Below are 23693 nucleotides of genomic sequence, written 5' to 3' on the forward strand. Positions count from 1 at the left end.
CAGCCCAAAGGAGCCAGATGTCGACGCCAAGCGACACGGCCACGGTCGCCCCGGACGGCGCACCTGCACCTGACTCGCCAGCGGGACCTCGCGGCGCAGAGTCAGCGAAGGTCCGCCCCGGTGATCGAGTCTTCTGGGGCCTGTCCGCCGGCTCCGGTCTCGTCGTCCTCATTTTGATGGCCTCGATCGCGTTCTTCCTGATCTACCGCGCGATCGACGCCCTATCTGCCAACCAGGCCAACTTCCTGACCTACGAGGCCTGGCAGCCTGACGCCGAAGTGCCGATGTTCGGCATCGCGGCCCTTGCCTTCCACACGCTGGTGACCGCGATCATCGCGATGATCGTCGCCGTCCCGATCGCCGTCAGCATCGCGCTGTTCATCACGTTCTACGCACCGCGCAAGTTGGCGACCGGCCTGGCGTACGTCATCGACATCCTCGCCGCCGTCCCCTCGATCGTGTACGGCCTGTGGGGCGTCTTCTTCCTTGCGCCCCACATGACCGGGCTGACGCTGTGGTTGGACAAGTGGTTCGGCTGGACGTACATCCTGTCGTATCAGCCCGACAACATGCCGAACAACCGCTCGGACTTCACCGCCGGCATCGTGCTCGCGATCATGATCCTGCCGATCGTCGCTGCCCTGTCGCGCGAGGTCTTCCAGCAGGTTCCCCGCACCAACATCGAGGCGGCGTACGCCCTGGGTGCGACGCGTTGGGAAATGGTCAAGATGGCGGTGCTCCCGTTCGGTCGCCCCGGCATCGTGTCGGCATCGATCCTCGGCCTGGGTCGCGCACTTGGTGAGACCATGGCCGTCGCCTACATCCTGTCCGCGGTCTACGAGATCAATTGGCGAATCACCGAATCCGGCGGTATCACCTTCGCCTCCAACATCGCCCTGAAGTACGGCGAGGCGGGCGGCGTCGGCATGGGCGCGCTGATCGCCTCCGGCATGGTGCTGTTCTTGATCACGCTGATCGTGAACTCGATCGCTCAGGCGATTCTTCGTCGAGGAATGGTGAAGGACCGATGACCACCACGACCACGCCCGGCGCACGTCAGCGACCCACCAAAGACGAAGGCGGGCTATCCGGGCGCAAGTTGCCCAAGCCGCTCGTCTGGGCGCTACCGTTCGTCGCCGTACTCGTCACCCTCGGCCTGTTCGCCGTCACCGAATTACAGGGGGACGCCGGATTCATCGTCGTCACCTTGATCGTGTACGTCGCGTTGCAGACGGCATTGAGCTTCACCATGGAAGGCCCACGTCAGGCACGCGACCGGATGGCGACAACGCTCATCTATGTCAGCTTCCTGATCGCGCTCGTACCGTTGATCCTGATCATCTGGTACACGATCTCGCGCGGTATCCGTGCGATGTCGATGGACTTCTTGACCCACTCGATGTTCGGCGTCCAGTCCTCCATGGCTGGCGGCGGCGTTACCCACGCCATCATCGGCACGCTCCTGGTGTCGCTGATCGCGGCGGTCATCGCCGTACCGCTCGGCATCTTTACCGCCATCTACCTCGTCGAGTACGGCGGCCAGAACCGGTTCGGCCGGACGGTGTCGTTCTTCGTGGACGTGATGACCGGTGTCCCCTCGATCGTCTCGGGTCTGTTCATCTACGCGTTCTGGTTGCTCACCCTCGGGTTCCAGAAGACGGCACTCGCAGGCGCGCTGTCCCTCGTGCTGCTGATGCTGCCGATCGTCATCCGCTCAACCGAGGAAATGCTGAAGCTAGTCCCCAACGACCTGCGCGAAGCGTCGTACGCGTTGGGCGTGCCCAAGTGGCGCACCATCACCAAGATCGTGCTGCCCACGGCGATGTCCGGCATCATCACCGGCGTCATGCTCGGCGTCGCCCGCATCATGGGTGAAACCGCGCCACTGCTGCTGCTGGTCGGCACCAGTATCCGGATCAACGGCGACCCGTTCGTCGGCCAGATGGAAACACTGCCGACCTTCATCAACAAGTATTTCGGGCTGGCTGCCGGCGATATCGCCTCGGCGAACGCCGACCGTGCCTGGGCTGCCGCGCTTACCCTGATCGTGCTGATCATGCTGCTGAACCTCGGTGCGCGGATCCTCGCACGCTTCACCGGCGTGAAGCAGAAGTAGCCCTCGACCTTTCGAAAGAAGCAGGATTCAATGAGCAAGAGCATCGAGGTCAAGGACCTCAATATCTACTACAGCGACTTCCTGGCCGTCCGGGGCGTGTCGATGTCGGTAGCGCCGCGTTCGATCACCGCGATGATCGGCCCGTCCGGCTGCGGTAAGTCCACCGTGCTGCGCAGTATGAACCGCATGCATGAGGTCATTCCCGGCGCCTACTGCGAAGGGCACGTGCTACTCGACGGTGAGGACATCTACGGCTCGTCCGTCGACCCGGTGAACGTGCGCCGTCAGATCGGCATGGTGTTCCAGCGTCCCAACCCGTTCCCGACCATGTCTATTTACGACAATGTGATCGCCGGGCTGAAGCTGCAGGGCCGCACCCGCAAGAGCGAAACCGACGAGATCGTCGAACGATCGCTGCGCGGCGCGAACCTGTGGGACGAGGTCAAGGATCGCCTCGGTAAGCCCGGCTCGGGCCTGTCCGGTGGTCAGCAGCAGCGTCTGTGTATCGCCCGCGCGATCGCGGTCGAGCCCGACGTACTGCTGATGGATGAGCCGTGCTCGGCCCTCGACCCGATCTCGACCCTGGCGATCGAGGACCTCATGCAGGAACTCAAGGAGAAGTACACGATCGTCATCGTCACGCACAACATGCAGCAGGCCGCGCGCGTGTCCGATATGACCGGCTTCTTCAACCTGAAGGCCACCGGCGAACCCGGTGAGCTAGTCGAGTACGACGACACGAAGAAGATCTTCTCGAACCCATCGAACAAGCGCACCGAGGACTACATCTCCGGCCGCTTCGGTTAATACCTCGGGTAGATTCCCGCCCGGTCGTGCCTTTCGTGGCTCGGCCGGGCGGTTTTCGTTAGCCGGTCAGTCGTTGCTCGGTCAGCTGCTGGGTCTTGGCCGTCGTGGCGGCGATGCCTCCAGCTCGCCGCGTACGACGCGTTCGAGCGATCGCACGGCGTTGGCCGATACGCGCGGTACGACGTGCGCGCGCATGATTTCCGCGGCGGTGCGGCGATAGTTCTCCGCCTCGACCCCGTCGGCACTCTCCGCGTGCCGCAGCAGGCCGGCGGCCCGGCTGAACCCTCGGGCCTCCTCCGCGCCCAGGTAATCCCGACCGGTACGGCGCGCGAAACGCTCAGCAACCGCCCATGCCGATTGCATTGCCGTCACTGCCTCCAGGAAGGCTTGGGCGTGATCGGAATCGTGCGGGCCGGTGTCAGTGCGCAACGCGCTCGCGTGAGCGCTACGCCGATGGAAGTCCTGCGTCGAAGCGACGTCGACGTCGAGGATGGCGGGATACGCCAGGATCAAGTGCGGGTCGGTCTCGTAGGCGACATATGCCTGCAGTACGTCGTTGTGGCGCTCGATCGCGGCGTCCCAGGTCAACCGGTCGATCGACGGCGAGGACTTCCGCTGCCACCAACGGGGGCGCGCCCTCGGCATCGTCACGGCGCCTCTGGCGGGGGCCTCAGCGGCAGGACGGGGGCTCGCGTGCCCGGCGGTGTTGTACGAGGTATCCGCTTGCGCGGCCGGCGATGCGACGGGGATTTCATCGCGGGCGGCGTACGGCGCTTCGGGCTCGTCGATCGGCGGCACGTCGAAGGTCGGGATCGGCCCACATACCGTCACGAACGGCCGCAGCATCGCTTGAATGTCCGCGCTGCTGGGCGGCTTCGCGATCGACTTGACGAGGCGCCGAAAGACCGCTGGGGTATCGGGGGGCATCTCGGCGTCCGCGTCCATGGCCCGCATCAGCGCGACGTAGGTCGCGTCCAGGACGAGCACCCGCCAGCCGTCGACGCCGCGCGGCAGCCGCTGTAGCGGCGCCTCGAGTTGCCACGCAAAGTACTCCATGCCCCCACCGACGGCGCGGATCCGGTCGATCAGGCTCGGTTCCACCCACGTGCGTGCCAGGCGCGCGATCCGCTCGTGCTCGTGCAAGCTCAGTTGCTCGATCCGCAGCGCGAAGGCTTGTAGCAGCGGCGCTTTCGGCACCTCCGCCAGCCGTGAAGGCGCACCGCCTGAGAGCAACTGCAGGTAGTCGCCGACCGTCGGCGCTGGGATCTGTAGTTCGATCGGGGCCGGCCCGGGCGGCGGGGCGCCGGCCGCGCGCGGGGCCTCGACACCCGGCACCCCCTCACGCGGCGCGGTGCGACTAGGTGGATCTATCAGCCAGTACTTTTCGGGGTCGGCCGGATCGCAGGCAACCGGCACGCGCTGCCGCAGCGGAAGCAGTCCGCCCCACTCTTTACTCAGCGGGACCTCGATGGGGTCGATCGTCGGCGAGAAGAGCGTGCCAGCAGTCGCATCGGTGCTCACGAGCACTGCCCTGGTGAGCGCGGCGCTGCCGCTTGGCGAACCCATGCCCCTCATTCAAACATCACTCACTCGGCGCGCTCGAACCTCCAGCCGCGCATACATCGGCGTCCGGTCGTCGATGGAGCGAGGAACGAGCAAGTAAAGACGCCGCAGGCCGCGTGTCCTTATTCGCGCAATTACCCGCGCACTTCTACCCCGAGTACGGGGCACAAGCGCGCGTGCTAATGCGCGAACTGCTCGTCGTTCACGGCCTTCAGCATGATATCGGCTACGTCGTACGGCTCCAGCACCGCGCAGGGAGGTGATTCCGGTCGCGAGCAACACCGCTGCCCGGCACGGGGCGTATAACGTTGAACTGTGTATCGCTTCCTGGCCACCCCGCGCTGGATCGCCGGTTTCCTGGCGCTCCTACTGGCCGCGGCGATCATGGTGCGGCTCGGATATTGGCAATGGGACCGGGGCCAGCAAAAGTCCGCGGCGAACGACGCCGTCCAAGCCGCTCAGCAACGCGATCCGGTCCCGGCAGGCGATCTGATCCCCGCCACGGCCGAGAACGCCCCCGCTGCAGCGGACGAATGGTCACAAGTCACGATCAGCGGCGAGTACGACCCAGCCAATACCGTGCTGATCCGCCAGCGGTCGTTCGAGGGAGGCGTCGGTTTCGAGGTCGTCGTACCGTTCCACGGCGAGGACGGCGTCACCTATCTCATCGATCGCGGGTACGTGCTGGCCACCGGCGGTGCCGCTCAGGAGCCCGACGTCCCGGCGCCACCTACCGGCACGGTGACGGTCACCGGAATCGTAAAACGCGCGTACGACGCGCCCGCCGATGCGACGCGGGTTGAGCAGGTCGGCTCCTACGACAGCGTCCGCGCGCTGGATCCCGCGGTACTGTCGGCGTCCTTCGGTCAGCCGCTAGCCGGCGGATACATCATCGCTAGCGACGAGCAATTGGCCGACGGCAGCGTGATCGAAGATATCAATCGCATCCCACCGCCCGAACTCTCCGACGGACCGCACCTCTCGTACGCCGTCCAGTGGTGGATCTTCGCCGCGATGACGCTGTTCGTGTTCGGTTACCTCGCCCGTCGCGAGGCGATCACTCGGCTGCTCGCCGATGAGGACGAGGACGACGAGGACACGCGATCTCCGGCGTACGCCTCCAGCCCCACGGACACGTAACTGCTGCGCTCGACGCTCGAGCGGCCCATGATCGGCAGCTACGCGCAACACCGAGTGGGTGAACTACTACGCGGATGGGCTGAAGCGAAGGTCCGGATCGTCGGATAGGTTCGTGGCGAGAGCATCACGACCTACAACGGGAGGCACGCATGACCAATCCGCTCGAGCGCCCACAGCATCCAGATCCGTACGAGCTGCTGCCGAAGGTCGGCTCGTTCACCGTGACCAGCACCGACGTCGCCGACGGCCAGCCGATGGGCATGGACCAGGCACACCCGATGGCTGGCGGCGACGCCAAGAACATCTCGCCGCAGTTGTCGTGGTCCGGCGCCCCGGAGGGCACCAAGAGCTACGTCGTCACCTGCTACGACCCTGACGCGCCGATCCCGGGCGGGTTCTGGCACTGGCTGCTGGTCGACGTACCGGCCGACGTGACTGAACTGGCGACGGACGCCGGCCGCGAAGGTAAGGCGCTGCCGGGCAAGTCGTTCCACACCCGCAATGACTTCGGCACCTTCGACTTCGGTGGCGCCGCCCCGCCGGCGGGAGACCCCGCACACCGCTACTACTTCGTCATTCACGCCGTGGACGTCGAGTCGCTCGGTGTCGACGAGAACGCGTCGGCCGCGTTCGTGTCCTTCAACCTGGCTTTCCACACGTTGGCGCGCGCCATCATCACGCCCACCTTCGGCGGCTAAACACCACCAGAGGCAGGTTTTCGATCGACTTGCGGCGTACTGCTCGAAACAGACCCCGTTCTGTGGCGTCGAGCGGTGCGCCGCAAGTGGCGTTATTTGTGCTCTACCGCCGCGGGTCGGCCGTTTCGCACCGCCCGGCCTACGGCCTCGACCACCCGGTCCATCTCAGCGCCATACGGATTGTCCGTGACAAGGTAGGTCCAGGTGGACGACGGACGTCGTAGCCCTAGATCCGACAGGGTCGTGGCGTCCTCGGGTGCGTCGTCCAACGTTTCACGGACCCGCTCGAGTGATTCGGTGCCGAGGGTATGGAAGTCCCTGATCGCGTGACGGTTGAACTCGTCCAGTGGGTCCTGGCGTGCCAACGCCCGCAGGTGGATTCCCTCCCGGATCTCCGCCATCCGGTTCAGGTGCCCGGTCCATGCCTCATCCAAGGTAAACAGCACGACCGCTCGCGCCAGTGCGCGACGAGACTCCGCCGACCACCGCTTGGCGGCCTTGGGGTTATCGGGCCACACCCGCTGGAGGTAATCCCGCAGCGCATCGTCATCACTAAGCACCTTTTCGCGGGTGTCCAGCACGGTACGACGATGCTGATCTGAACCCTCGTGATAACGACGGGTCGTTCGATGCAGGCTCAACATCTTGCCTTCGGCAACCCGCTGCGCATGCGCGTAATGCTGCGCGAACTTGGGGTCCGAGATCAGCCCATCGTCCTCGACCGCACGCGGCTCGACGTTCAATTGCAGGTGTTCGGTGACGACTGGATCCTCGATGCAGGTGTAAAACACCGACCGACCAGGATCGCCTTGGCGCCCCGATCGACCACGTAACTGCTGGTCCAGTCGCGGCGAATCGTATCGGCCGAGCCCGACGACGAGCAGGCCACCAGCCTTATGCGCATCGTCGTCCAGCCGGATGTCCACGCCGCGACCGGCCATCTGGGTCGACACGGTGACACGACCGCTTTCGCCTGCGCGCGCGATGATCTCGGCCTCAGCCTCGTCGTTCTTCGCGTTGAGTACCACGACCTCGACGCCGTACTTTCCCAACCTACGGGCGAACCGCTCGGACTCCCCGATGCTGGCCGAGCCAACCAGCACGGGTTGGCCGGCGCGGTGCGCCTTGCGCACCCGCAGCGCCGCGGCGACGTCCCGCTGCCGCTGGGTAACGTACAGCCGATCGGGCTCATCAACTCGAACGCAGGGCTGGTTCGTCGGTATAGCCCCGATCTTGACATCAAGATCGTCGGACAGTCGTTCTGCCGCCTCCAGCGCGGTGCCGCTCATACCGGTCAGGAAGTTGTAGGCGCGCGCCACCGTCTCAACCAGCATCTGGTCCATGATCTGTGCGTTGCCCGATACCGCGAGCCCTTCCTTACGCTCGATCGCGGCATGCAGGCCGTCGGGCCAGCGCTGCCGGTCGGCGACGCGCCCGCGGGCGTCGTTGATCAGTTGCACCTGCCCGTTGCTGACGATGTAGTGCACATCGCGATCGACCAACGCGTGCGCATGCAACGCGACATGTGCCGCGGCGAGCAGGTCCACATGCGCCTCGTCGTAGAGGTGTTCGACGTCGAGTGCGCGTTCGAGGCGCTTAATCCCGGAATCAGTGAACCCAGCGTTGCGGCGCTCGCCATCGACGTCGAAATCCTCGCCCTCGGTCATATCCGCGACGGTGTGATCGATGATGGCTGGCGTTTCTTGCGCATCGGCGTCCCCGGCGATTACCAACGGGACCATTGCGTCGTCCACGAGTACGGCGTCGATCTCGTCGACGACGGCGGCGTCCAACTCGGGGACGAGTCGCTGTACTCCGCCGGCGCGCTGACGGTCGCGCAACAGGTCGAATCCGACCTGATGCATGGTCGCGTACACGACGTCGCTACCGTACGCCGCGGCGCGTTCCTCGAACGACATGCCATCGATGACCGCGGCCGACGACAATCCGAACGCGGCGAACAACGGCTCGCCCTCGTGCGCATCACGTCCAGCGAGATAATCATTCGCCGATAGCACGTGTACCCGCAGTCCCGCGGTGGCTAGCCCGGCAGCGACGAGGAAACCGACCAGGGTCTTGCCTTCGCCCGTGGCCATATCGACGACGCGAGCGCGCAACATGCTGATCGCGGCGAGTTGCTGCACCTTGAACGGTGTGAGGCCAAGTTCGCGGTGCGCTACTTCAGAGGCGGCCGCGAGGTACTCCACGATCCAGTCATCGGTCAGGCCGGAGTCGGACGCCGTCTTCGGTAGTTCAGCCAGCAGCGCGGTGAACTTCTTTTCGGTTAACTCGCGCACCTCGACCTGTCGCGCGGCGACCCGTTCGGCGAGTGCTTCGTCCCGGCGCAGATTCGTCGTGCCGGGGTCCTGACGGAGTTTGCGGACCCACACGGCGGGTCGTTGCCACCACGCGGCCGCTCCACGCAGTTGCTCTGATCGACCCATCAGACCAGGATATCTACCTTGCCTCGTGGCGGGTCACAGTGAGGCCTAGGTATCACCACACGCATCGATCAGTGATCCAGCAGCCAACGACAGAGCAGGCCCACGCCCACCGCGACGATCATCGAGGCGAGGGTGCCGATGATGAACCGTTCGCTCGCCCCGGCGTGCTCCTTCAGTTCGGGGTACCGCCCCAGACCCTTCACCGCGACCACGAACGCGACGAGCGTCGGCATACCGGCGATGATTGCACCGGTGACAGCAACGCGCTCCAAGATCCCGATCCACAGGCCGCCGCGCAGCAGCGGCGCTGGCTTTGTCGCGGCATCCTCAACACCCAGCACGGGGACGGCGCGTCCATGCGAATCTCGCTCGTAGCGTGCCACCGCGACGTCGGGAACCTTGGCGAGGCGCAGCACGGCGACGGTGACGACCCACCCCACACCGACCGAGATCAGCAGCGCGGCCAGCACGATGCCTGCCTGCACCCACCAGGTCACGTCTGACTCCGCTCGTCGGCTTCGCGTAACAATCGCGCGAGCAGAGGATAACTGTCCCTGACGACATCATTCCCCGAGGCGAGCAGCGATTTGGAGATCGCCTGCTCAGTGATGCGAAGCTGGGTCGCCGCCGTGGCGCGGTTACCGGCCGCATCGACCGCATCGATCACCCGCCATTGCGCCGCCGTACGCCGCCGGAGCACGGCGCCGATCAGCCGGAAGTACGCCTCGAGGTCGTCGCCACCGCCGCGTACGGCGATGTGGACCGTCGCCGATTTCTTCGCCGCCTCGACGGCCTCTCGGGCGTTCAACAACGCAGCACCGCGCGCCTCACGGACCGAGGAAGGCAGCGGCGTTTCGATCGGGCCGACGCCAAGCCCGACCGACCAATCCCCCGAGCGCATCGCGCATTCTATGGCCGCAATGACGCCGTCGGGGTGTGCGATCAAGCCCTGGACTTCATCACCTGCGGTTCGTTCGAACGGCAAGATCACGTCCAGGCGCGCCAGCAGCGCGAGCAACTCCGGCACCCGGTCAGGACGAGCACGGGAAGACCGTTGGTCGATGGTCAGCGCGAACACACCACAAGAGTAAACCGTTATCGGTTGATTCGCAGCATTTCAACCAATTATGGTTGTTTCAATAGTTCATCGGCGACGCGTTCCAACGCGGCGACCCGACTCCCCTTCACCAATACCGCGTCCTGGGCGCCGAGTGCTCCGAGCACCCTCAGCGCCTCATCGACGTCGCCGACATGATTCGCCCGAGCGCCGTAGTCAGGCGCGGCGACAGCAATGACGGTAATCCCCTCCTCCGTGGCCCGCTCAGCGATCGCGCGATGCGCCGCGGCAGCATCCTCGCCAAGTTCGGCCATAACACCCACCACGGCAAAACGCCGCTGTGCCGGCAGCGTCAACAGCGCATCGATACCGGCATTCATCGACGTGGGGTTGGCGTTGTAGGCGTCATTGAGCACCATCGCACCGGACGGCGCCCGATCGAGTTGCATGCGTAAACCGGAGATCTGCGCACCGGAGAGTCCCGCAACAATCGCCTCCAGCGGCACGCCCACTCCCCCGGCCGCAGCCGCCGCCGCGAGCGCGTTGAACAGTTGATGTTCACCGCGCACGCCTAACTGCACCTCGGCGCTCCCCCATGGGCTTCGCAAGGTGAACGCCGGACGCAGTTCGGCGTCCAGCCGCACGTTCCCCGCGGTGACGTCCGCACCCGAGGAGCGACCGAAGGTCAGCACCCGCGCCGACGTGCGCTCACGCATCCCGAGGACGACCTCCTGATCGGCGCTGAGCACCGCGAGACCAGATGACGGGAGCGCCTCGACGAGTTCCCCCTTGGCCTGCGCGACGGCCTGCAACGAACCGAACATCTCCAGGTGTACGCCGTCCACCCGAGTAACGACGCCGACCGTCGGCGAGGCAATCGAACAGAGCAACTCGATATGTCCGACACCTCGCGCGCCCATCTCGACGACGACTGCCTCGGCATCGTCCGGAGCACCAATCAGCGTAAGCGGCAGGCCGAGTTCGTTATTGAAGGAGCGCTCATTCGCGGCGGTGCGGTACGTCGTACCGAGTACGGCGGCCAGCATGTCCTTGGTCGACGTCTTCCCCACCGAACCGGTGACGCCGACGACGCGCCCGGGAACCCGCGCACGCGCGGCCCTCCCGAGGTCCATCAAAGCCGCGGCCGTATCGGCGACCCGAATCACCGGAGCCTCGACGCCGGGCACCTGTCGACTGGCCAAGTACGCACCGGCGCCCGCCGCGACAGCGGATGGTACGAAGTCGTGCCCGTCACGTTCAGCGACGATCGGCACGAACAGTTGCCCCGACGCGACCGACCGCGAATCGATGGACGCACCGTCCAAGGCGAGGTTCTCGCCGTGAAGTTCTCCGCGGACCGCCGCGGCTACCTGCTCAGTCGTGAAATGCACGCCGATGACGATACGAGATAATCGCGATGCGCACCGAGGCCGAGGGCACATCGGTCGCCCGGAATGCCTACCGCTTCGCGGCGCGCCTCGGTCGTAGGCTGAACGGCATGCCTAGCGCTTCCGATTCCGACCGCATCCGCCTGATCGTGCTCTTCGGCGGAATCTCCGCCGAACACGACGTCAGCTGCACCTCTGCGACCCACCTGTTGGCTGCGGCGAATCACGAGGCCTACGACCTGGTGCCGATCGGGATCACCCGTGATGGTCAGTGGGTGCGGCACGACGTCGCGCTCGAGGCACTAGCCGGCGGCCGCCCGATCGAGGGCACGCTGACGCCGACCGGCACGCCGGTCAACCCCCTGGAGATCATCGGCGCCGAACCCGACCGGGTGACCGTCGTCCTGCCGTTGTTACACGGTCCGCACGGGGAGGACGGCACGGTGCAGGGCATGCTCGAACTCGCCGGCGTGCCGTACGTCGGGTCGGGCGTGCTCGGGTCGGCCGTGTGCATGGACAAAGCGATGGCCAAGACCGTGACCGCACAGGCCGGTATCCCGCAAGGAAACTGGATCGCCTACTACGACGGCACCGGCGAAACACCCGAACAGTTGGCTGAGCGGGCCGCGGCCGAGTTGACCTTTCCGATCTTCGTCAAACCCGCCAACATGGGGTCTTCGGTCGGCGTCAGCAAGGTGCCCGACGCGGCTGGCCTCACCATGGCGATCAAGGATGCGCTGCAGTACGACGAGGTCCTGGTACTGGAGTCGGGTATCACCGGTCGCGAGATCGAGGTCGCGGTGCTCGGCGATCTCGAGCCCGAGGCGAGCGTGCCGGGCGAGATCATCCCGGGTGCTGATTTCTACGATTACGAGGACAAGTACATCTCCGGAGGAGCGCAACTACGCATCCCCGCAGACCTACCCGCGGAACAGATCGCCGAGGTGCGCGAACTGGCGGTGCGCGTGTTCCGGACGCTGCGCTGCAGCGGACTGGCCCGGATCGACTTCTTCTACGATGCCGGGACTGCCGAGCGCCCCGGTGCGGGCTGGTTACTGAACGAGCCCAATACGTTGCCGGGGTTCACGCCGTACTCGATGTACCCGAAACTGTGGGAAGCGACCGGCGTGAGTTACTCGGACCTGATCGACCGCCTGGTTGAGATCGCGATACGGCGGCACGCCCGCCGCGCCGCAATCCGCTGACCAACCCGCGCGATCCCGGAGACCAGGGACCGGCTGGCGTCGCTACCGGCCGAGCTTCTGGTAGCGGGCCTCGGTCGCTTCCTTCAGCGGCTTCCACCACCACTCGTTCTCGCTGAACCACGCCACCGTGGCTTCCAATCCTTCGCGCAGGGTGGCGTACTGCGGCGCCCAGCCCAGTTCGGTACGGAGCTTGGTCGAGTCGATCGCGTAGCGAAGATCGTGCCCTGGACGGTCCGGCACGAAGTCGAACGCGTCGGCCGCCTGCCCCATCACGTCGAGCAATTCGGTGAGGATGTCCTTGTTCTGCCGCTCCTCACCAGAGCCGATCAGGTAGGTCTCGCCGATGCGGCCCTTCTCGAGGATCAGCAGCACGGCGGCGTTGTGATCGTCGACATGCGTCCACTCGCGCACATTCACGCCGGCGCCGTACAACTTGGGGCGCTGACCGGTGAGGATATTGGTGATCTGCCGCGGCAGGAACTTCTCCACGTGGTGGTACGGACCGTAGTTGTTCGCGCAGTTCGACAGCGTCGCCTGCAGGCCGAACGAGCGGATCCAGGCGCGTACCAGGTGATCGGACGCCGCCTTCGAGGCCGAGTACGGCGAGGACGGGTCGTAGGGAGTGTCCTCGCGAAACTTATCCGGCGAGTCGAGTTCAAGATCCCCGAAAACCTCATCGGTGGAAATGTGGTGCAGCCGCTTACCGTGCTTGCGACACGCCTCCAGGATCGAGAAGGTGCCGAGGATGTTGCTGTCGATGAACGGGGACGGATCGTCGAGCGAATTATCGACATGCGATTCGGCCGCGAAATGGACCACGATGTCGGTGTCCTTGATCAACGAATCCATCAGGGCGCGGTCGGCGATGTCTCCGTGCACGAACGCGATCTTGTCGGCGACGGTCTTCAGGTTGTCACGGTTGCCGGCGTACGTGAGCGCATCGACGACAGTGATCTCGAAGTCCGCATTGGTGCGCAACGCCTGGATGACGAAGTTCGCGCCGATGAAGCCAGCGGCTCCGGTCACAAGCATGCGAGTCATGAAAGATATTGCCTTCCGATCAGGGTCCCTCTGACCTGACAGGCTATCGCGTCAGCACTGCTGTATCGCGGCGTCTGCGCTGTGACGTCGATATATCTGTCAGTCGTCGTAGGTGTCGTCCTCGTCGAACCACTGCAGCGAGTTCTTCGCGAATTCGTTGGGCTCGAGGGCTTCGGCGCCCTCCGGTAGCGCACCGATCACCGGGACGCCCACAGCCGCCCCCAGGAACTGCCGCGCCTCGACGTACTTGATCGGATCGGTCGGCGCGGTGTCCAGGACCAGCCCGCTGGGCTCAAGACTGCGCTCACGCAGCGCATCGACCAACTCCACAGCATCATCGGTGGATCGACCGCAGGCCACGTGCAGCACCAGATCGATATCGGCGTCCTCGACGGCCTCGCATACCGAGTAGATGAATGCCGGATCGTTCGCGGCGTCCTCGAAGAACACGATGCACAACTCGACCTGCTTCAGCAGTCCACTCACCGCGGTTACGAAGCCTGGTACGTCAACGTCAGTGGTCTGCAGCGCACCCAGATTGACTCGCGCACCGCGCATTCCGGCCGCGGCCGCCATGCCGGCGGCGATCACATTCGCGCGGCCTCCGCCTGGGGCAACGAGGATCAAAGTCATAGCCCCATCGTGCCATCCTCTGCCGACGGGACCCGCGCACGGCCGGTGGTATTGGCGAGGGAGGATCCCCAGTCGAAAACTGCGCGTCGGACCTAACATCTCGATCGGTACGATCACCGGCACGCCCAGCAAAGGACTCATGTGGAGAACGAGCTCATCGCCGGCCGCTACCGGCTAGTGCGGCCGATCGGCCGTGGCGGCATGGGCACTGTCTGGCTGTGCCACGACGAGGTACTTGACCGCGAGGTCGCGATCAAGCAGATCGGCGGCCTACCTGGCAACGACGCGGAGCAGGCCGAGCGCGCCCGTCGCGAGGCGCGGCTCGCCGCGTCCCTCAACCACCCGAACGCGGTCGCGATATACGACGTCACCGAACATGAGCACAAGCCGTGGCTCGTGATGGAGTACGTCGCTGCTCAGAACTTGTCGGAGATCATCACCAGCCGCGGCCTGTTGACACCGCGCGAGATCACCCCGATCGCAGCGCAGGTCGCCAGCGCGTTGGCCGCGGCCCACGCCGCGGGGATAGTGCATCGCGATATCAAGCCGAGCAACATCCTGGTCGACGAGTTCGGGCTGGCAAAAATCACCGACTTCGGCGTCGCGAAAGCCAACACCGATCCGCAATTGACTCGCACCGGGTTGCTCGCGGGGACGCCGGCGTACTTCGCGCCAGAGGTTGCCCGCGGACGCGCTCCCGCGCCGCCGTCCGATGTGTGGAGCCTCGGCGCGACGATCTTCCACGCGCTGGAGGGGTACCCGCCGTTCGGGCTGAACGAGAACACGATCGCGCTGCTGTATCGAGTCGGGTTGGAGACACCCGAACCGGCGCACCACGCGGGTTACCTCGCGCCAACGCTGGCACATCTGCTGGACGTCGACCCGCTTCGTCGCTGGAACATGGCCACCGCGCACGAGAAACTCGCAGAACTCGCCGCGTCACCGCCGTCCGATTCCGAGTCGCGGACCGTTGATGTGCCGGCGTATCAGGGCGCGCAGCCATCATCGGCGCCTACGCCGTACGCCGCGCCACCACCGAGTTCCTCAGGTTCGCGAGGCCGGCTGATCGCGATTATCGCCGCTGCCGTCGTGTTATTGGGCGGCGCCGCGGTCGCACTCGTCATGACGCTGTCGCAGCAGGAGGATTCACCGACCGGAAGCCCACCGGGGTCCGTGGCCACTACCTCCGAGGACGCCGACCCGAGCGCCAATCCTCCGGGATCAGGATCCTCAGAACCGGAGCGTTCCGAGGAATCTCCCTCGAGCGAATCGTCATCTCAAGCACCGTCCGAGACGCCCTCCGCCAGCGCGTCGATGTCGAGCACCCCTGAAGAAGCCGCCGTGGCGATGGAGAACACTGTCTCGGACTACTACGCGATGTTGCCGCAGGATCCCGGCGGCGCGTTCAACGGGTATCTGACCGGCAGCCTGGCCAGCAATTACCCGAGTTACCTGGACTACTGGGAAACGGTGAATTGGGTGACGTGCACCGACTTCACCGCCGACCCCTCGTCGTTGACGGTCTCGATGCATTGCGTCTACGACACCGATACCGAAATCACCGAGCAAGACCAGACCGCAACCCTGGTGGAAACCGCCGACGGCGGCTACAACCTGACGGCGATGTCGGTGGCGAACGACGTACACACCCCCAAATAGGGCCACTGCCTCACCACGTTCGCGCGTGATCTGTGCACATCTGGACTCGGCAGGCCTCGACTTGCCGTGTCAACATATGTTGACATGACCGGTCCGTCAACATATGTTGACAACATGACCAACACCGACCAACTCACCACCACCGCGGGAGGCGCCGACCCCGACCGCGGGTTGAAGGCGGTACACGCCCTGCGCATCCTCGTCGAACGACTCGAGGCGCTCCAGGTCGATAACGCCCGCAAACTCGGCTGGTCCTGGCAACAGATCGCCGATCGACTCGGCGTCACTCGGCAGGCCGTACATCGCAAATACGCGCGCGGCCGCATCTTCAGCAAGGAGAAATAGGCATGTTCGAACGATTCACCAAGACCGCTCGCGACATCGTCGTCGGCGCCCAGGAAGGAGCCGTCGCCCTACGGCACGACCACATCGGCACCGAACACCTCATCCTGGCGATCGCAAATCACCCCGGCAGCGTCGCCGCCGGAGCGCTCGCTCAACGCGGACTCAGCCGGGATGCCATCGAGCGCGCAATACGTGACCTCGCGGCGCCGAAGGACGGGCTCGACGCCGACGCGCTCAGCGACCTCCGCATCGACCTGGATACCGTCCGCGAACGGGTCGAAGCGTATTTCGGCCCCGGCGCCCTCGAACGAGGTCACCGCAAAGGCCACCTCCCCTTCAGCAAAGCGGCCAAGAAAAGCCTGGAACTGGCACTACGCGAAGCGATTCGGCTAGGCGAGAAGGCGATCGACGACCGACACCTGCTGCTCGGCGTACTACGCGAATGCGTCGGATCCGGTTACCGCATCGTCGTCGACGCGGGCGTCGACATCGCAGCGCTTCGCGCCGAGTTGGACGCCGGCGGGACCGCACAAACCGCGTGAGAGATGGCAGACTCGCCCCATGAATGAGAAGCCGGTGCTACGCCCTATTCCCCGCAACGAACTCAGCGACGAACAACGCGACTTGTACGACGCGATCCTGGGCAAACGCCAGAATGTCAGCTCGAACCTTTCGTTGACCGACGAGGACAACGCACTGCGCGGGCCGTTCGATCCGTTGCTCCGCACACCGCAGATCGGCGCTGCGGTGTCCGCACTCGGCGTTGCGTTGCGCCATGAGGCATCGCTGCCGCGCAGGGTGAACGAAGCGGCGATCCTCACCACCGCCGTGCACTGGGAAGGCCGCTTCGAATGGTGGGCGCATGAGGCTATCGTGCGCCGCGCGGACCTGCTCACCGACGCCGATATCGCCGCGATTCGCGAGGGCAACCCGCCCGCGGACCCCGAGATCGAGTTGGCTTGGCGAGCAGCACGCGGCGTACTTTCCGGTGCCCGGCTACCGGACGATCTCAGCACCGAGATTCTCGGCGCGTGGGGTGAGCAAGGTCTGGTCGAAGTGTGCTTACTGGTCGGGCACTACAGCAATCTCGCGCTGTTAATGCATTCACTGGGCATCGAACCGCCGCGCTAAGGGTTCGGTGCCCAGCAGCGGACTACAGTGAATTCGCACGCGTAACCCCGCGCGCACAGGTGCCCCGTACCAGCGGGCGCCATGGCGGCCCATCCCCAGGAGGACCCCTGATGACCGGCTCTGGCTTCGACCCCAACGATCGCGCGCCTGATCAGCCCACCCGCGATACCGATCAGTTCCGCAGTGACGGCATGGGCCCGACCGACCCCGCGGCCCAACGCCAGTACGACGACGGTGACGTCGAGTCGACCCGCGCAATTCCCGCGGTGCCGGCGTACGACGATCAACCGACCACGGAAACGGCGACCTTCCCGGCCGGTTTGCTCCCGGCAGATGGCCGCGAGCGCCCCGAAGACCGGTTCATCACCGGCTCGACGATCGACGACTCGACAGCAGCCCCCGTCCCAGCCGAACAGGGCGTCGCCAAGCGCGGCTTCCACATCCCCGCCGTCGGTGGCTGGATGTTGGGGATCCTACGAATCTTCGTCGGATGGCAATTCTTGTGGGCGTTCCTGGACAAGACATTCGGGTTCGGCTGGTCCACTCCAAGCGAGAGCGCCTGGATCAACGGTGGCAGTCCGACGTCCGGCTTCCTCGGCGTGGTCGTCAACGACCCGAACAATCCATTCGCGTCGTTCTTCGAGACGTTCTACGGCCAAACCTGGGCTGACTGGCTGTTCATGGCCGGCCTACTGGGCATTGGCATCGTGCTTCTAGTCGGACTCGGCACCTGGCTGACGTGGTTTGCCTCGATCTGCGGGATCGTGATGTACGCGCTGATGTACCTCGCGTCGTGGCCGGCAGGGCATCGCGCCGCGGACGGCGTTTCCGCGGCGACCAATCCGATCCTCGACGATCATCTACTGGGCGCCGTCCTGCTGTTGGCCTTGGCGCTGTGTAACGCCGGCGCGTACCTCGGATTCGCGAAGGCGTGGCGTAGTCACCGCGCCGTCCGCGACATCTGACGGCGATTGGCCTCTCGACACCGTGTTGGCCCTCGGCCGGCGGGGTCACTCCTGCTGGACGAGGGCCAACGCTATGTACGACGTAAAGCGTGTACGACGTAAGTCGGCGTTGCTGCGCCGCCCGGTCGCCGGTTAGCGGACCGTGAGACCGCCGTCGACGACCAGCGAGGTACCAGTGATGAACGATGCGGCATCCGAGCACAGGAAGATCGCCGAATTGACGAGTTCGTGGTTCTCCCCAAGCCGCCCCATCGGTGCGGTCTCCGCGACGTACTGCATGTATTTCTCGTCCTGCTGATCGGTCATCTCGGTCGGGAAATAACCCGGCTGGATCGCGTTCACGCGGATACCCTTCCGCCCGGTCAACTGCACTGCCAGATCGCGGGTGAGGCCCAGCAGCGCGGCCTTGGTTGCGGAGTACGCCGCCTGCGGAAGACCGCCGGACCAGATCGCCAGAATGCTGGAGACGTTCAGGACGTTGCCGCCGCGCTCCATCAGCGGTACGGCGGCCTGGGTCATCCAGTAGACGCCGTTGAGGTTGATGTCCACGACCTGCTGCCACTCTTCGGGCTTTTCGCGGGTCATCGGTACCGCGGTGCCAAGGCCCGCATTGTTGATGACTACGTCGATGCGGCCGAGTTCGTCCATAGTGGTCTGTGCGAACCGCTGGCAATCCTCGATCTTGCTGTTGTCGGCCTGCACGACGACGCAGCGCCGACCGGCCTCCTCGACCTGCTTGGCGACCTGCTCCAGTTTTTCCAGACGTCGGCCACAGATGGCGACATCGGCACCTTGCTCGGCGAACGCAACCGCCATCGCCGCGCCCAGACCGGACGAGGCGCCGGTGATCAGGACGACCTTGCCGTCGAATCGAGTGAGATCTGCGAATGAAGTCATGCGCCGACTTTAGACCGTCCACTCGCGCCGGTCACTGATCGGATTACCAGGTGACGGGCAGCGATTCCAAACCAAAGACAATCGAAAACATCCGATACTCGGCTTCATCGGGATCACCGACATGTTTGAGGTCCGCGAATCGGCGCAGCAACTCCGGAATCGCTACCTTGAGCTCCATTCGGCCAAGTTCGGCACCGACGCAACGATGGATGCCGTAGCCGAACGCCATATGTGAGGTTGATCCCCGAGTGATCTTGAAGGTGTCGCCGTCCTCCGCGAGCGCTTCATCGCGGTTCGCGGCAACGAGCGAGACCAGAGCAAGTTCGCCCTTACGGATGAGCTGACCACCGATCTCGACGTCTTCCTTGGCAAGGCGCGGGAAGCCGATCTGTACGACGGTCAAATAGCGCAGCAGTTCGTCGACGATCTGCAGCATCTGCTTGTCGTCGGCTTCGCGGACGATCCGCATGTGCTCTGGATCCTGCATCAGCAGATGCGCGGCGAGGGCGATCATCGACGCGGTGGTCTCGTGCCCACCGGTGAGGATGCCGTCGGCCAGGCCGGCGAGTTCGACGTCGCTGATGCTGTCGCCGTGTTCGCGAATGATCTGGCCGATCAACCCGTCGTTCGGGTCCTTACGCATCTTCGCCACCAGGCCACGCAGGTACTTCAGGGACTCACCGATCTCACCGAGCGAGTCGCCGATGTCACCGGTGAAGTTGAACCGATCGGCGCTGTGATCGGTGAACTCGTCGCGGTCCTCATACGGGACGCCGAGCAGTTCGCAGATAACCAGGGCGGGGATCGGGACGGCGTACAACTCCACCAGGTCAGCGCCGGGACCAGCCGCTTCGATCGCGTCGAGACGCTCAGCGATGATCCGCTGAATCATCGGTTCGAGACGACGCAGACGCCGCATGGTGAACTCGGGGGTGACGATCTTGCGAAGCCGGGTGTGATCGGGCGGGTCCAGCAGACCCAAGCCGCCCGGGTCCTGGTTGATCAGGTCGGTCAGATCGCCGGCCTCGGTTAGTTTGGTGAAGTCGTTGGAGAATCGCTGGTGATCTCCCAACACGGCCTTCGCATCCTCGTAGCGCGTGATCAGCCAGGCGCCGACGTTGATGCCCTCGGGTAGTTCGAGCTTCGCGACGGGGCCCTCGGTGCGCAGCGCTCCGAGTTCGGGGGCTGGATCCACACCCTCGCGTAGTAGCGGGAGGACAAAGTTCGCTTCGGCGGTCATGGAACAACTCCACGTCTCGATCGGCTCGGGCATCGACGTGATCCGATGTCGAGTCTTGCGTTTCGACCTTAACGCCGCCCACGCCGACTGCTCTGGCGGCTCAGTGGTGAGTCCGACCACGGTTGTCCGGACCGAGGGATACGGTCGATGCAGACGAAAGGATACGGATGCGCCTCGAGCACGGCAGATTTTATTACACGCCGAGTGATCTGCGGGGGTTCGCAATCTGCCAATTCAGCGCACTGCGGCAGGCCGATGCGGTGCTGGGTCGCGGCGAAGCGATCGAGGACACCGACGTGCTCGGTCAGCGGATGGGGGACGTCGGACGGGCGCATCAGCAGCGAGTGCTGGAGGATTACCTACAGCGGTACGGTGCTCACTCGCCCAACTCCCTGGGCGGGGTCGCCGTACTTTCCGGGGCGAGCGATCCGACGGGCCGCGAGGCAGCGGCAGCGATGTCAGCGTTTACCTCCGGGGCTCAGGTGCTGGCTCAGGTTCCGATATCGGCGGGCTCACTGTATGGGTCTGCCGATCTGCTGTTGCGTATCGGTGAGCGGTGGCAGTTGACCGAGGTCCGATTGGGTCTGCGGGTGAAAGACGTCTACCTGTTGCAGATCGGCGCGATCGCCTTGGCGTTGCTCTCGCGCGGCGTACCGCTGGAAGCCGAAGCGATATTGGTCAACGGCAATGATGCGCGACTCGACGTCGCACTACCCGAGGCGATGGAACGCGCACGAACGGAAATGGCCCGGTTCGATGCCGCCCTGGCGCGGCGGTTGACCGCACGCACCGCGGTGTCCTGGGAGGACGATTCGGTCGCGGCCTGCGGGTGGTGCGACACCTGCCGCGAAGCGATGACCGTCGCGCGCGATGTGCGGCTGACCGCCGGGGTGCGGATGCCAGATCGGGTATTGCTGCGCGCCGCCGGAATCCGGACCCTGGACGAGTTGGCGGTGGCCACCGGACCGGTTGAGGGGTTGGAGCAGGACCGCTTCGCGACCATTCGAGCACAAGCACGACTGCAGGTACGCCAGATGCCCCCGGGCACTGAGTTGGACCCGTCGTTGCAACTCCCGCCGGTGTACGAGGTGTACGACGAGAGCCCGCTACGGGCGATGCCCGCGCCGGACTCACTGGACGTCTTCTTCGACCTCGAAAGCGACCCGATGTGGGCGCAGGGGCCAGGCGACGAACGCGGATTGCATTACCTATTCGGCATGTGCGTGCCCTCAGAGCCGAACCCCTACGTCACGTTCTGGGCGCACGACCGGGATGCCGAACGCGACGCGTTGCTGAAGTTCGTCGAGTTCGTTTCGGCGCGGCTGCGTCGGTCACCTGAGTTTCACATCTATCACTACGGCAACTATGAGACTGCCGTTCTGATGGAGTTGGTAAAGCGGCATGCGGTGGTCGGCGATGAGGTGTCTGCGTGGCTTTCGGCTGGGTTATTCATCGACCTGCTGCCGGTGGTTAAAGGCAGCGTCCGTACCTCGCAATCCGGGTACGGATTGAAGAAGATCGAGCCGTTGTACATGAGCGAGCAGCCACGTACCGGTCCGGTGCTCGATGGCGCCTCGTCCGTACTCGGTTACCAGCAATATATGGAGTTACGCGAAAGCGGACGTTATCAGCAGGCGGGCGCGGTGCTGGACGCGCTAGCGGCGTACAACGAGTACGACTGCATGTCGACCCGCCGACTCCGCGACTGGCTGCTCACCCACATTTCCTAACTCGTCGCCGCACGTGGTCGGCAACCGCGTGGCTCACGGCACGCGCAGGACGACTGACACGTGACCAACGAACGCTCGGACGAGCAACCGGTCAGACTAGCCGGAAGGACGACCGGATTAGGCGCCGTCGCGAAGGACTCGCTTGAGCAGCTTGCCGGACTGGTTACGCGGCAACTCCTCGACGAACCGGATCTCCTTCGGGATCTTGAACTTCGCCAGCGACTTGCGGGTGTGCTCGATCAACTCCGCGGCTTCGACCGATGCATCTGGCCGCAGCACCACAAACGCGGTTATCGCCTCGATCCACTTCTCATCGGGCATCCCGACGACGGCTACCTCCGCCACCGCTTCGTGGGTATACAAGCAATCCTCGACCTCACGTGAGGCCACCAGCACACCACCGGTGTTGATCACGTCCTTGATCCGGTCAACCACGGTGATGTAACCCTCGTCGTCGATCCTGGCGAGATCGCCCGAATGGAACCAACCGCCGGCAAACGCCTCTTCGGTCGCTTCTGGCTTGTTCCAGTAACCTTCGAACAACTGCGGCGAACGGTAGACAACCTCACCAGTGTCACCCGGCGCTACGTCGTTCATTTCCGTATCAACCACGCGCATCTCGACGAACAAGATCGCGCGCCCACACGAATCCATCCGCCCCTCGTGCTCCTCCGGCCGCAGTACGGTCGCCAGCGGACCGACCTCCGACTGCCCAAAGCAGTTGTAGAGGCCGAGCTCGGGAAGGCGGTCCATCAATCGGCGGACGACGGGCACCGGCATGATCGACGCCCCATAGAACGCCTTACGCAACGACGACCAATCCCTCGTCGCGAACTCCGGATGATTGGTCAACGGCACCCACACGGTCGGTGCCAGGAATATGTTGGTCGCCTTCGTTGACTCGACCTTTTCCAGGATCTTCGGCACGTCCGGCACCTGCATGATGTGTGTCGTGGCGCCGATTGCCAGGTGCGGTGTGAGGAAGCAATGCATCCCCGCGGAGTGGTAAAGCGGCATGCACAGCACCTGCGTATCGGACTCCTGCAGGTCCAGCGCCACCACATTTGAGGCCAGATGGAAAGTCATCGCGCGATGGGTCATCATCGACCCCTTCGGGCGGGAGGTCGTACCCGACGTGTATAGCAGCTGTGCGAGGTCCTCCGGATCGGCACTCTGGCCTAACTCGGGAACGTCCCCGACAGAAGCGCGCGCCAGTACGCTGTCCGGGCCCTCGGTGAATGATCTACGGATCGCAGGCACCGCCGGCAGCGCGTCTATGTACTGGTCGAGGTGCTCATCAACGAAGATCGCCGACGCACCACAGTCATCGAGCAGATATTCCAGTTCTCCGCCCGTCAGCGCATAGTTCAGCGGGACGTGCACCAGCCCGGCGCGCCCGCATGCGTAATAAAGGATTCCGTAGGCGTCCGAATTCTGCCCGTAGGCCGCCACGCGGTCGCCTTTGGTGAGCCCGAGAGACTGCAGATAACCAGCGACCCGCGAGATCGCGTGGTCGAACTCCTGGTATGTCCAGGAGCGGTCTTCGTATGTAACGGCCGTCTTAGTGGGGATCCGCCGTGCCTGGCGGGAGACGGCAACATCGATGGTATTCGCATGGCTCTGCAGCACGGCCA

Annotated in this window: 22 protein-coding genes; 12 read left to right on the forward strand and 10 right to left on the reverse strand. The window is 64.8% G+C overall.

What is annotated here, in order from left to right; translation table 11 throughout:
• The first annotated feature begins 17 nt into the window (after positions 1 to 17).
• The 3 genes from pstC to pstB are packed head-to-tail and all read left to right on the forward strand — an operon-like array spanning position 18 to position 2923.
• Positions 18 to 1031 (forward strand): phosphate ABC transporter permease subunit PstC, encoded by a 1014-nt coding sequence (gene pstC / locus E1H16_RS01700; RefSeq protein ID WP_134321953.1) that lies wholly within the window; start codon positions 18 to 20, stop codon positions 1029 to 1031.
• Positions 1028 to 2116 carry a phosphate ABC transporter permease PstA gene (gene pstA, locus E1H16_RS01705; protein WP_134321954.1) on the forward strand — a complete coding sequence of 363 codons (1089 nt, stop codon included), beginning with the start codon at positions 1028 to 1030 and terminating at the stop codon, positions 2114 to 2116. The genes pstC and pstA overlap by 4 nt, the downstream gene beginning before the upstream one ends.
• Positions 2117 to 2146: 30 nt before the next feature.
• Positions 2147 to 2923 (forward strand): phosphate ABC transporter ATP-binding protein PstB, encoded by a 777-nt coding sequence (pstB, locus tag E1H16_RS01710; protein ID WP_134321955.1) that lies wholly within the window; start codon positions 2147 to 2149, stop codon positions 2921 to 2923.
• Between the two features lie 81 nt (positions 2924 to 3004).
• Here pstB and E1H16_RS01715 read toward each other — a convergent pair whose 3' ends face one another.
• On the reverse strand, positions 3005 to 4489 hold the full coding sequence (locus E1H16_RS01715) for a hypothetical protein (RefSeq protein ID WP_134321956.1): 1485 nt from the start codon (positions 4487 to 4489) through the stop codon (positions 3005 to 3007).
• Between the two features lie 312 nt (positions 4490 to 4801).
• Here E1H16_RS01715 and E1H16_RS01720 point away from each other — a divergent pair, with 312 nt between their 5' ends.
• Together E1H16_RS01720 and E1H16_RS01725 are read left to right on the forward strand one after the other, a co-directional pair.
• Positions 4802 to 5626: an SURF1 family cytochrome oxidase biogenesis protein gene (locus E1H16_RS01720; RefSeq protein WP_134321957.1), complete on the forward strand. Its 825-nt coding sequence runs from the start codon at positions 4802 to 4804 to the stop codon at positions 5624 to 5626.
• Between the two features lie 149 nt (positions 5627 to 5775).
• Positions 5776 to 6324 carry a YbhB/YbcL family Raf kinase inhibitor-like protein gene (locus E1H16_RS01725; protein ID WP_134321958.1) on the forward strand — a complete coding sequence of 183 codons (549 nt, stop codon included), beginning with the start codon at positions 5776 to 5778 and terminating at the stop codon, positions 6322 to 6324.
• A gap of 92 nt (positions 6325 to 6416) precedes the next feature.
• On the opposite strand, the gene secA2 is transcribed toward E1H16_RS01725, so the two are convergent.
• From secA2 to E1H16_RS01745, 4 genes are all read right to left on the reverse strand, one after another.
• The gene (gene secA2, locus E1H16_RS01730; RefSeq protein ID WP_134321959.1) at positions 6417 to 8768 is read right to left on the reverse strand and encodes an accessory Sec system translocase SecA2; all 2352 of its coding nucleotides are present in this window, start codon (positions 8766 to 8768) and stop codon (positions 6417 to 6419) included.
• A 68-nt stretch (positions 8769 to 8836) separates the two neighbouring features.
• A complete protein-coding gene (locus tag E1H16_RS01735) occupies positions 8837 to 9265 on the reverse strand; it encodes a hypothetical protein (RefSeq protein WP_134321960.1) in 429 nt (142 codons plus the stop codon).
• The gene (locus E1H16_RS01740) at positions 9262 to 9846 is read right to left on the reverse strand and encodes a hypothetical protein (protein WP_134321961.1); all 585 of its coding nucleotides are present in this window, start codon (positions 9844 to 9846) and stop codon (positions 9262 to 9264) included. Before E1H16_RS01740 ends, E1H16_RS01735 begins: the two co-directional genes overlap by 4 nt.
• Before the next feature lie 47 nt (positions 9847 to 9893).
• Complete coding sequence (locus E1H16_RS01745; protein WP_243837568.1) at positions 9894 to 11216, reverse strand: UDP-N-acetylmuramoyl-tripeptide--D-alanyl-D-alanine ligase; 1323 nt, start codon at positions 11214 to 11216, stop codon at positions 9894 to 9896.
• 107 nt (positions 11217 to 11323) lie between these two features.
• Here E1H16_RS01745 and E1H16_RS01750 point away from each other — a divergent pair, with 107 nt between their 5' ends.
• Positions 11324 to 12418 (forward strand): D-alanine--D-alanine ligase family protein, encoded by a 1095-nt coding sequence (locus tag E1H16_RS01750; protein ID WP_134321963.1) that lies wholly within the window; start codon positions 11324 to 11326, stop codon positions 12416 to 12418.
• 42 nt (positions 12419 to 12460) lie between these two features.
• On the opposite strand, the gene rfbB is transcribed toward E1H16_RS01750, so the two are convergent.
• Together rfbB and E1H16_RS01760 are read right to left on the reverse strand one after the other, a co-directional pair.
• Positions 12461 to 13459 carry a dTDP-glucose 4,6-dehydratase gene (rfbB, locus tag E1H16_RS01755; protein WP_208378793.1) on the reverse strand — a complete coding sequence of 333 codons (999 nt, stop codon included), beginning with the start codon at positions 13457 to 13459 and terminating at the stop codon, positions 12461 to 12463.
• 99 nt (positions 13460 to 13558) lie between these two features.
• Positions 13559 to 14092: a hypothetical protein gene (locus E1H16_RS01760; protein WP_134321964.1), complete on the reverse strand. Its 534-nt coding sequence runs from the start codon at positions 14090 to 14092 to the stop codon at positions 13559 to 13561.
• A 141-nt stretch (positions 14093 to 14233) separates the two neighbouring features.
• Here E1H16_RS01760 and E1H16_RS01765 point away from each other — a divergent pair, with 141 nt between their 5' ends.
• The 5 genes from E1H16_RS01765 to E1H16_RS01785 all read left to right on the forward strand — a co-directional run bounded on the left by E1H16_RS01765 (position 14234) and on the right by E1H16_RS01785 (position 18192).
• Positions 14234 to 15751, forward strand: a complete 1518-nt coding sequence (locus E1H16_RS01765; RefSeq protein ID WP_134321965.1) for a serine/threonine-protein kinase — start codon at positions 14234 to 14236, stop codon at positions 15749 to 15751.
• A 114-nt stretch (positions 15752 to 15865) separates the two neighbouring features.
• A complete protein-coding gene (locus tag E1H16_RS01770; RefSeq protein ID WP_134321966.1) occupies positions 15866 to 16096 on the forward strand; it encodes an AsnC family protein in 231 nt (76 codons plus the stop codon).
• 2 nt (positions 16097 to 16098) lie between these two features.
• Complete coding sequence (locus tag E1H16_RS01775) at positions 16099 to 16638, forward strand: Clp protease N-terminal domain-containing protein (protein ID WP_134321967.1); 540 nt, start codon at positions 16099 to 16101, stop codon at positions 16636 to 16638.
• Positions 16639 to 16657: 19 nt separating this feature from the next.
• Positions 16658 to 17227: a carboxymuconolactone decarboxylase family protein gene (locus E1H16_RS01780; RefSeq protein ID WP_134321968.1), complete on the forward strand. Its 570-nt coding sequence runs from the start codon at positions 16658 to 16660 to the stop codon at positions 17225 to 17227.
• 110 nt (positions 17228 to 17337) lie between these two features.
• Positions 17338 to 18192, forward strand: coding sequence for a hypothetical protein (locus E1H16_RS01785; RefSeq protein ID WP_134321969.1), 855 nt, complete (start codon positions 17338 to 17340; stop codon positions 18190 to 18192).
• A gap of 132 nt (positions 18193 to 18324) precedes the next feature.
• Here the strand turns inward: E1H16_RS01785 and E1H16_RS01790 are convergent, their stop codons facing one another.
• Complete coding sequence (locus E1H16_RS01790; RefSeq protein WP_134321970.1) at positions 18325 to 19089, reverse strand: SDR family NAD(P)-dependent oxidoreductase; 765 nt, start codon at positions 19087 to 19089, stop codon at positions 18325 to 18327.
• 43 nt (positions 19090 to 19132) lie between these two features.
• Positions 19133 to 20329 (reverse strand): cytochrome P450, encoded by a 1197-nt coding sequence (locus E1H16_RS01795; protein WP_134321971.1) that lies wholly within the window; start codon positions 20327 to 20329, stop codon positions 19133 to 19135.
• 167 nt (positions 20330 to 20496) lie between these two features.
• Here E1H16_RS01795 and E1H16_RS01800 point away from each other — a divergent pair, with 167 nt between their 5' ends.
• On the forward strand, positions 20497 to 22059 hold the full coding sequence (locus E1H16_RS01800) for a TM0106 family RecB-like putative nuclease (protein ID WP_134321972.1): 1563 nt from the start codon (positions 20497 to 20499) through the stop codon (positions 22057 to 22059).
• Between the two features lie 117 nt (positions 22060 to 22176).
• On the opposite strand, the gene E1H16_RS01805 is transcribed toward E1H16_RS01800, so the two are convergent.
• A complete protein-coding gene (locus tag E1H16_RS01805) occupies positions 22177 to 23688 on the reverse strand; it encodes a fatty acyl-CoA synthetase (RefSeq protein WP_208378794.1) in 1512 nt (503 codons plus the stop codon).
• Positions 23689 to 23693 lie beyond the last annotated feature (5 nt).

Source organism: Cumulibacter soli, assembly GCF_004382795.1.
GTDB lineage: Bacteria > Actinomycetota > Actinomycetes > Mycobacteriales > Antricoccaceae > Cumulibacter > Cumulibacter soli.

Coding starts and splice junctions, on each gene's coding strand:
- E1H16_RS01795 (WP_134321971.1), bottom strand. CDS start 20,329: ATGACCGCCGAAGCGAACTTTGTCCTCCCGCTACTACGCGAGGGTGTG.
- E1H16_RS01800 (WP_134321972.1), top strand. CDS start 20,497: ATGCGCCTCGAGCACGGCAGATTTTATTACACGCCGAGTGATCTGCGG.
- E1H16_RS01715 (WP_134321956.1), bottom strand. CDS start 4,489: ATGGGTTCGCCAAGCGGCAGCGCCGCGCTCACCAGGGCAGTGCTCGTG.
- E1H16_RS01725 (WP_134321958.1), top strand. CDS start 5,776: ATGACCAATCCGCTCGAGCGCCCACAGCATCCAGATCCGTACGAGCTG.
- secA2 (WP_134321959.1), bottom strand. CDS start 8,768: ATGGGTCGATCAGAGCAACTGCGTGGAGCGGCCGCGTGGTGGCAACGA.
- E1H16_RS01780 (WP_134321968.1), top strand. CDS start 16,658: ATGAATGAGAAGCCGGTGCTACGCCCTATTCCCCGCAACGAACTCAGC.
- E1H16_RS01770 (WP_134321966.1), top strand. CDS start 15,866: ATGACCAACACCGACCAACTCACCACCACCGCGGGAGGCGCCGACCCC.
- E1H16_RS01760 (WP_134321964.1), bottom strand. CDS start 14,092: ATGACTTTGATCCTCGTTGCCCCAGGCGGAGGCCGCGCGAATGTGATC.
- pstA (WP_134321954.1), top strand. CDS start 1,028: ATGACCACCACGACCACGCCCGGCGCACGTCAGCGACCCACCAAAGAC.
- E1H16_RS01785 (WP_134321969.1), top strand. CDS start 17,338: ATGACCGGCTCTGGCTTCGACCCCAACGATCGCGCGCCTGATCAGCCC.
- E1H16_RS01790 (WP_134321970.1), bottom strand. CDS start 19,089: ATGACTTCATTCGCAGATCTCACTCGATTCGACGGCAAGGTCGTCCTG.
- E1H16_RS01775 (WP_134321967.1), top strand. CDS start 16,099: ATGTTCGAACGATTCACCAAGACCGCTCGCGACATCGTCGTCGGCGCC.
- pstB (WP_134321955.1), top strand. CDS start 2,147: ATGAGCAAGAGCATCGAGGTCAAGGACCTCAATATCTACTACAGCGAC.
- pstC (WP_134321953.1), top strand. CDS start 18: ATGTCGACGCCAAGCGACACGGCCACGGTCGCCCCGGACGGCGCACCT.
- rfbB (WP_208378793.1), bottom strand. CDS start 13,459: ATGACTCGCATGCTTGTGACCGGAGCCGCTGGCTTCATCGGCGCGAAC.
- E1H16_RS01750 (WP_134321963.1), top strand. CDS start 11,324: ATGCCTAGCGCTTCCGATTCCGACCGCATCCGCCTGATCGTGCTCTTC.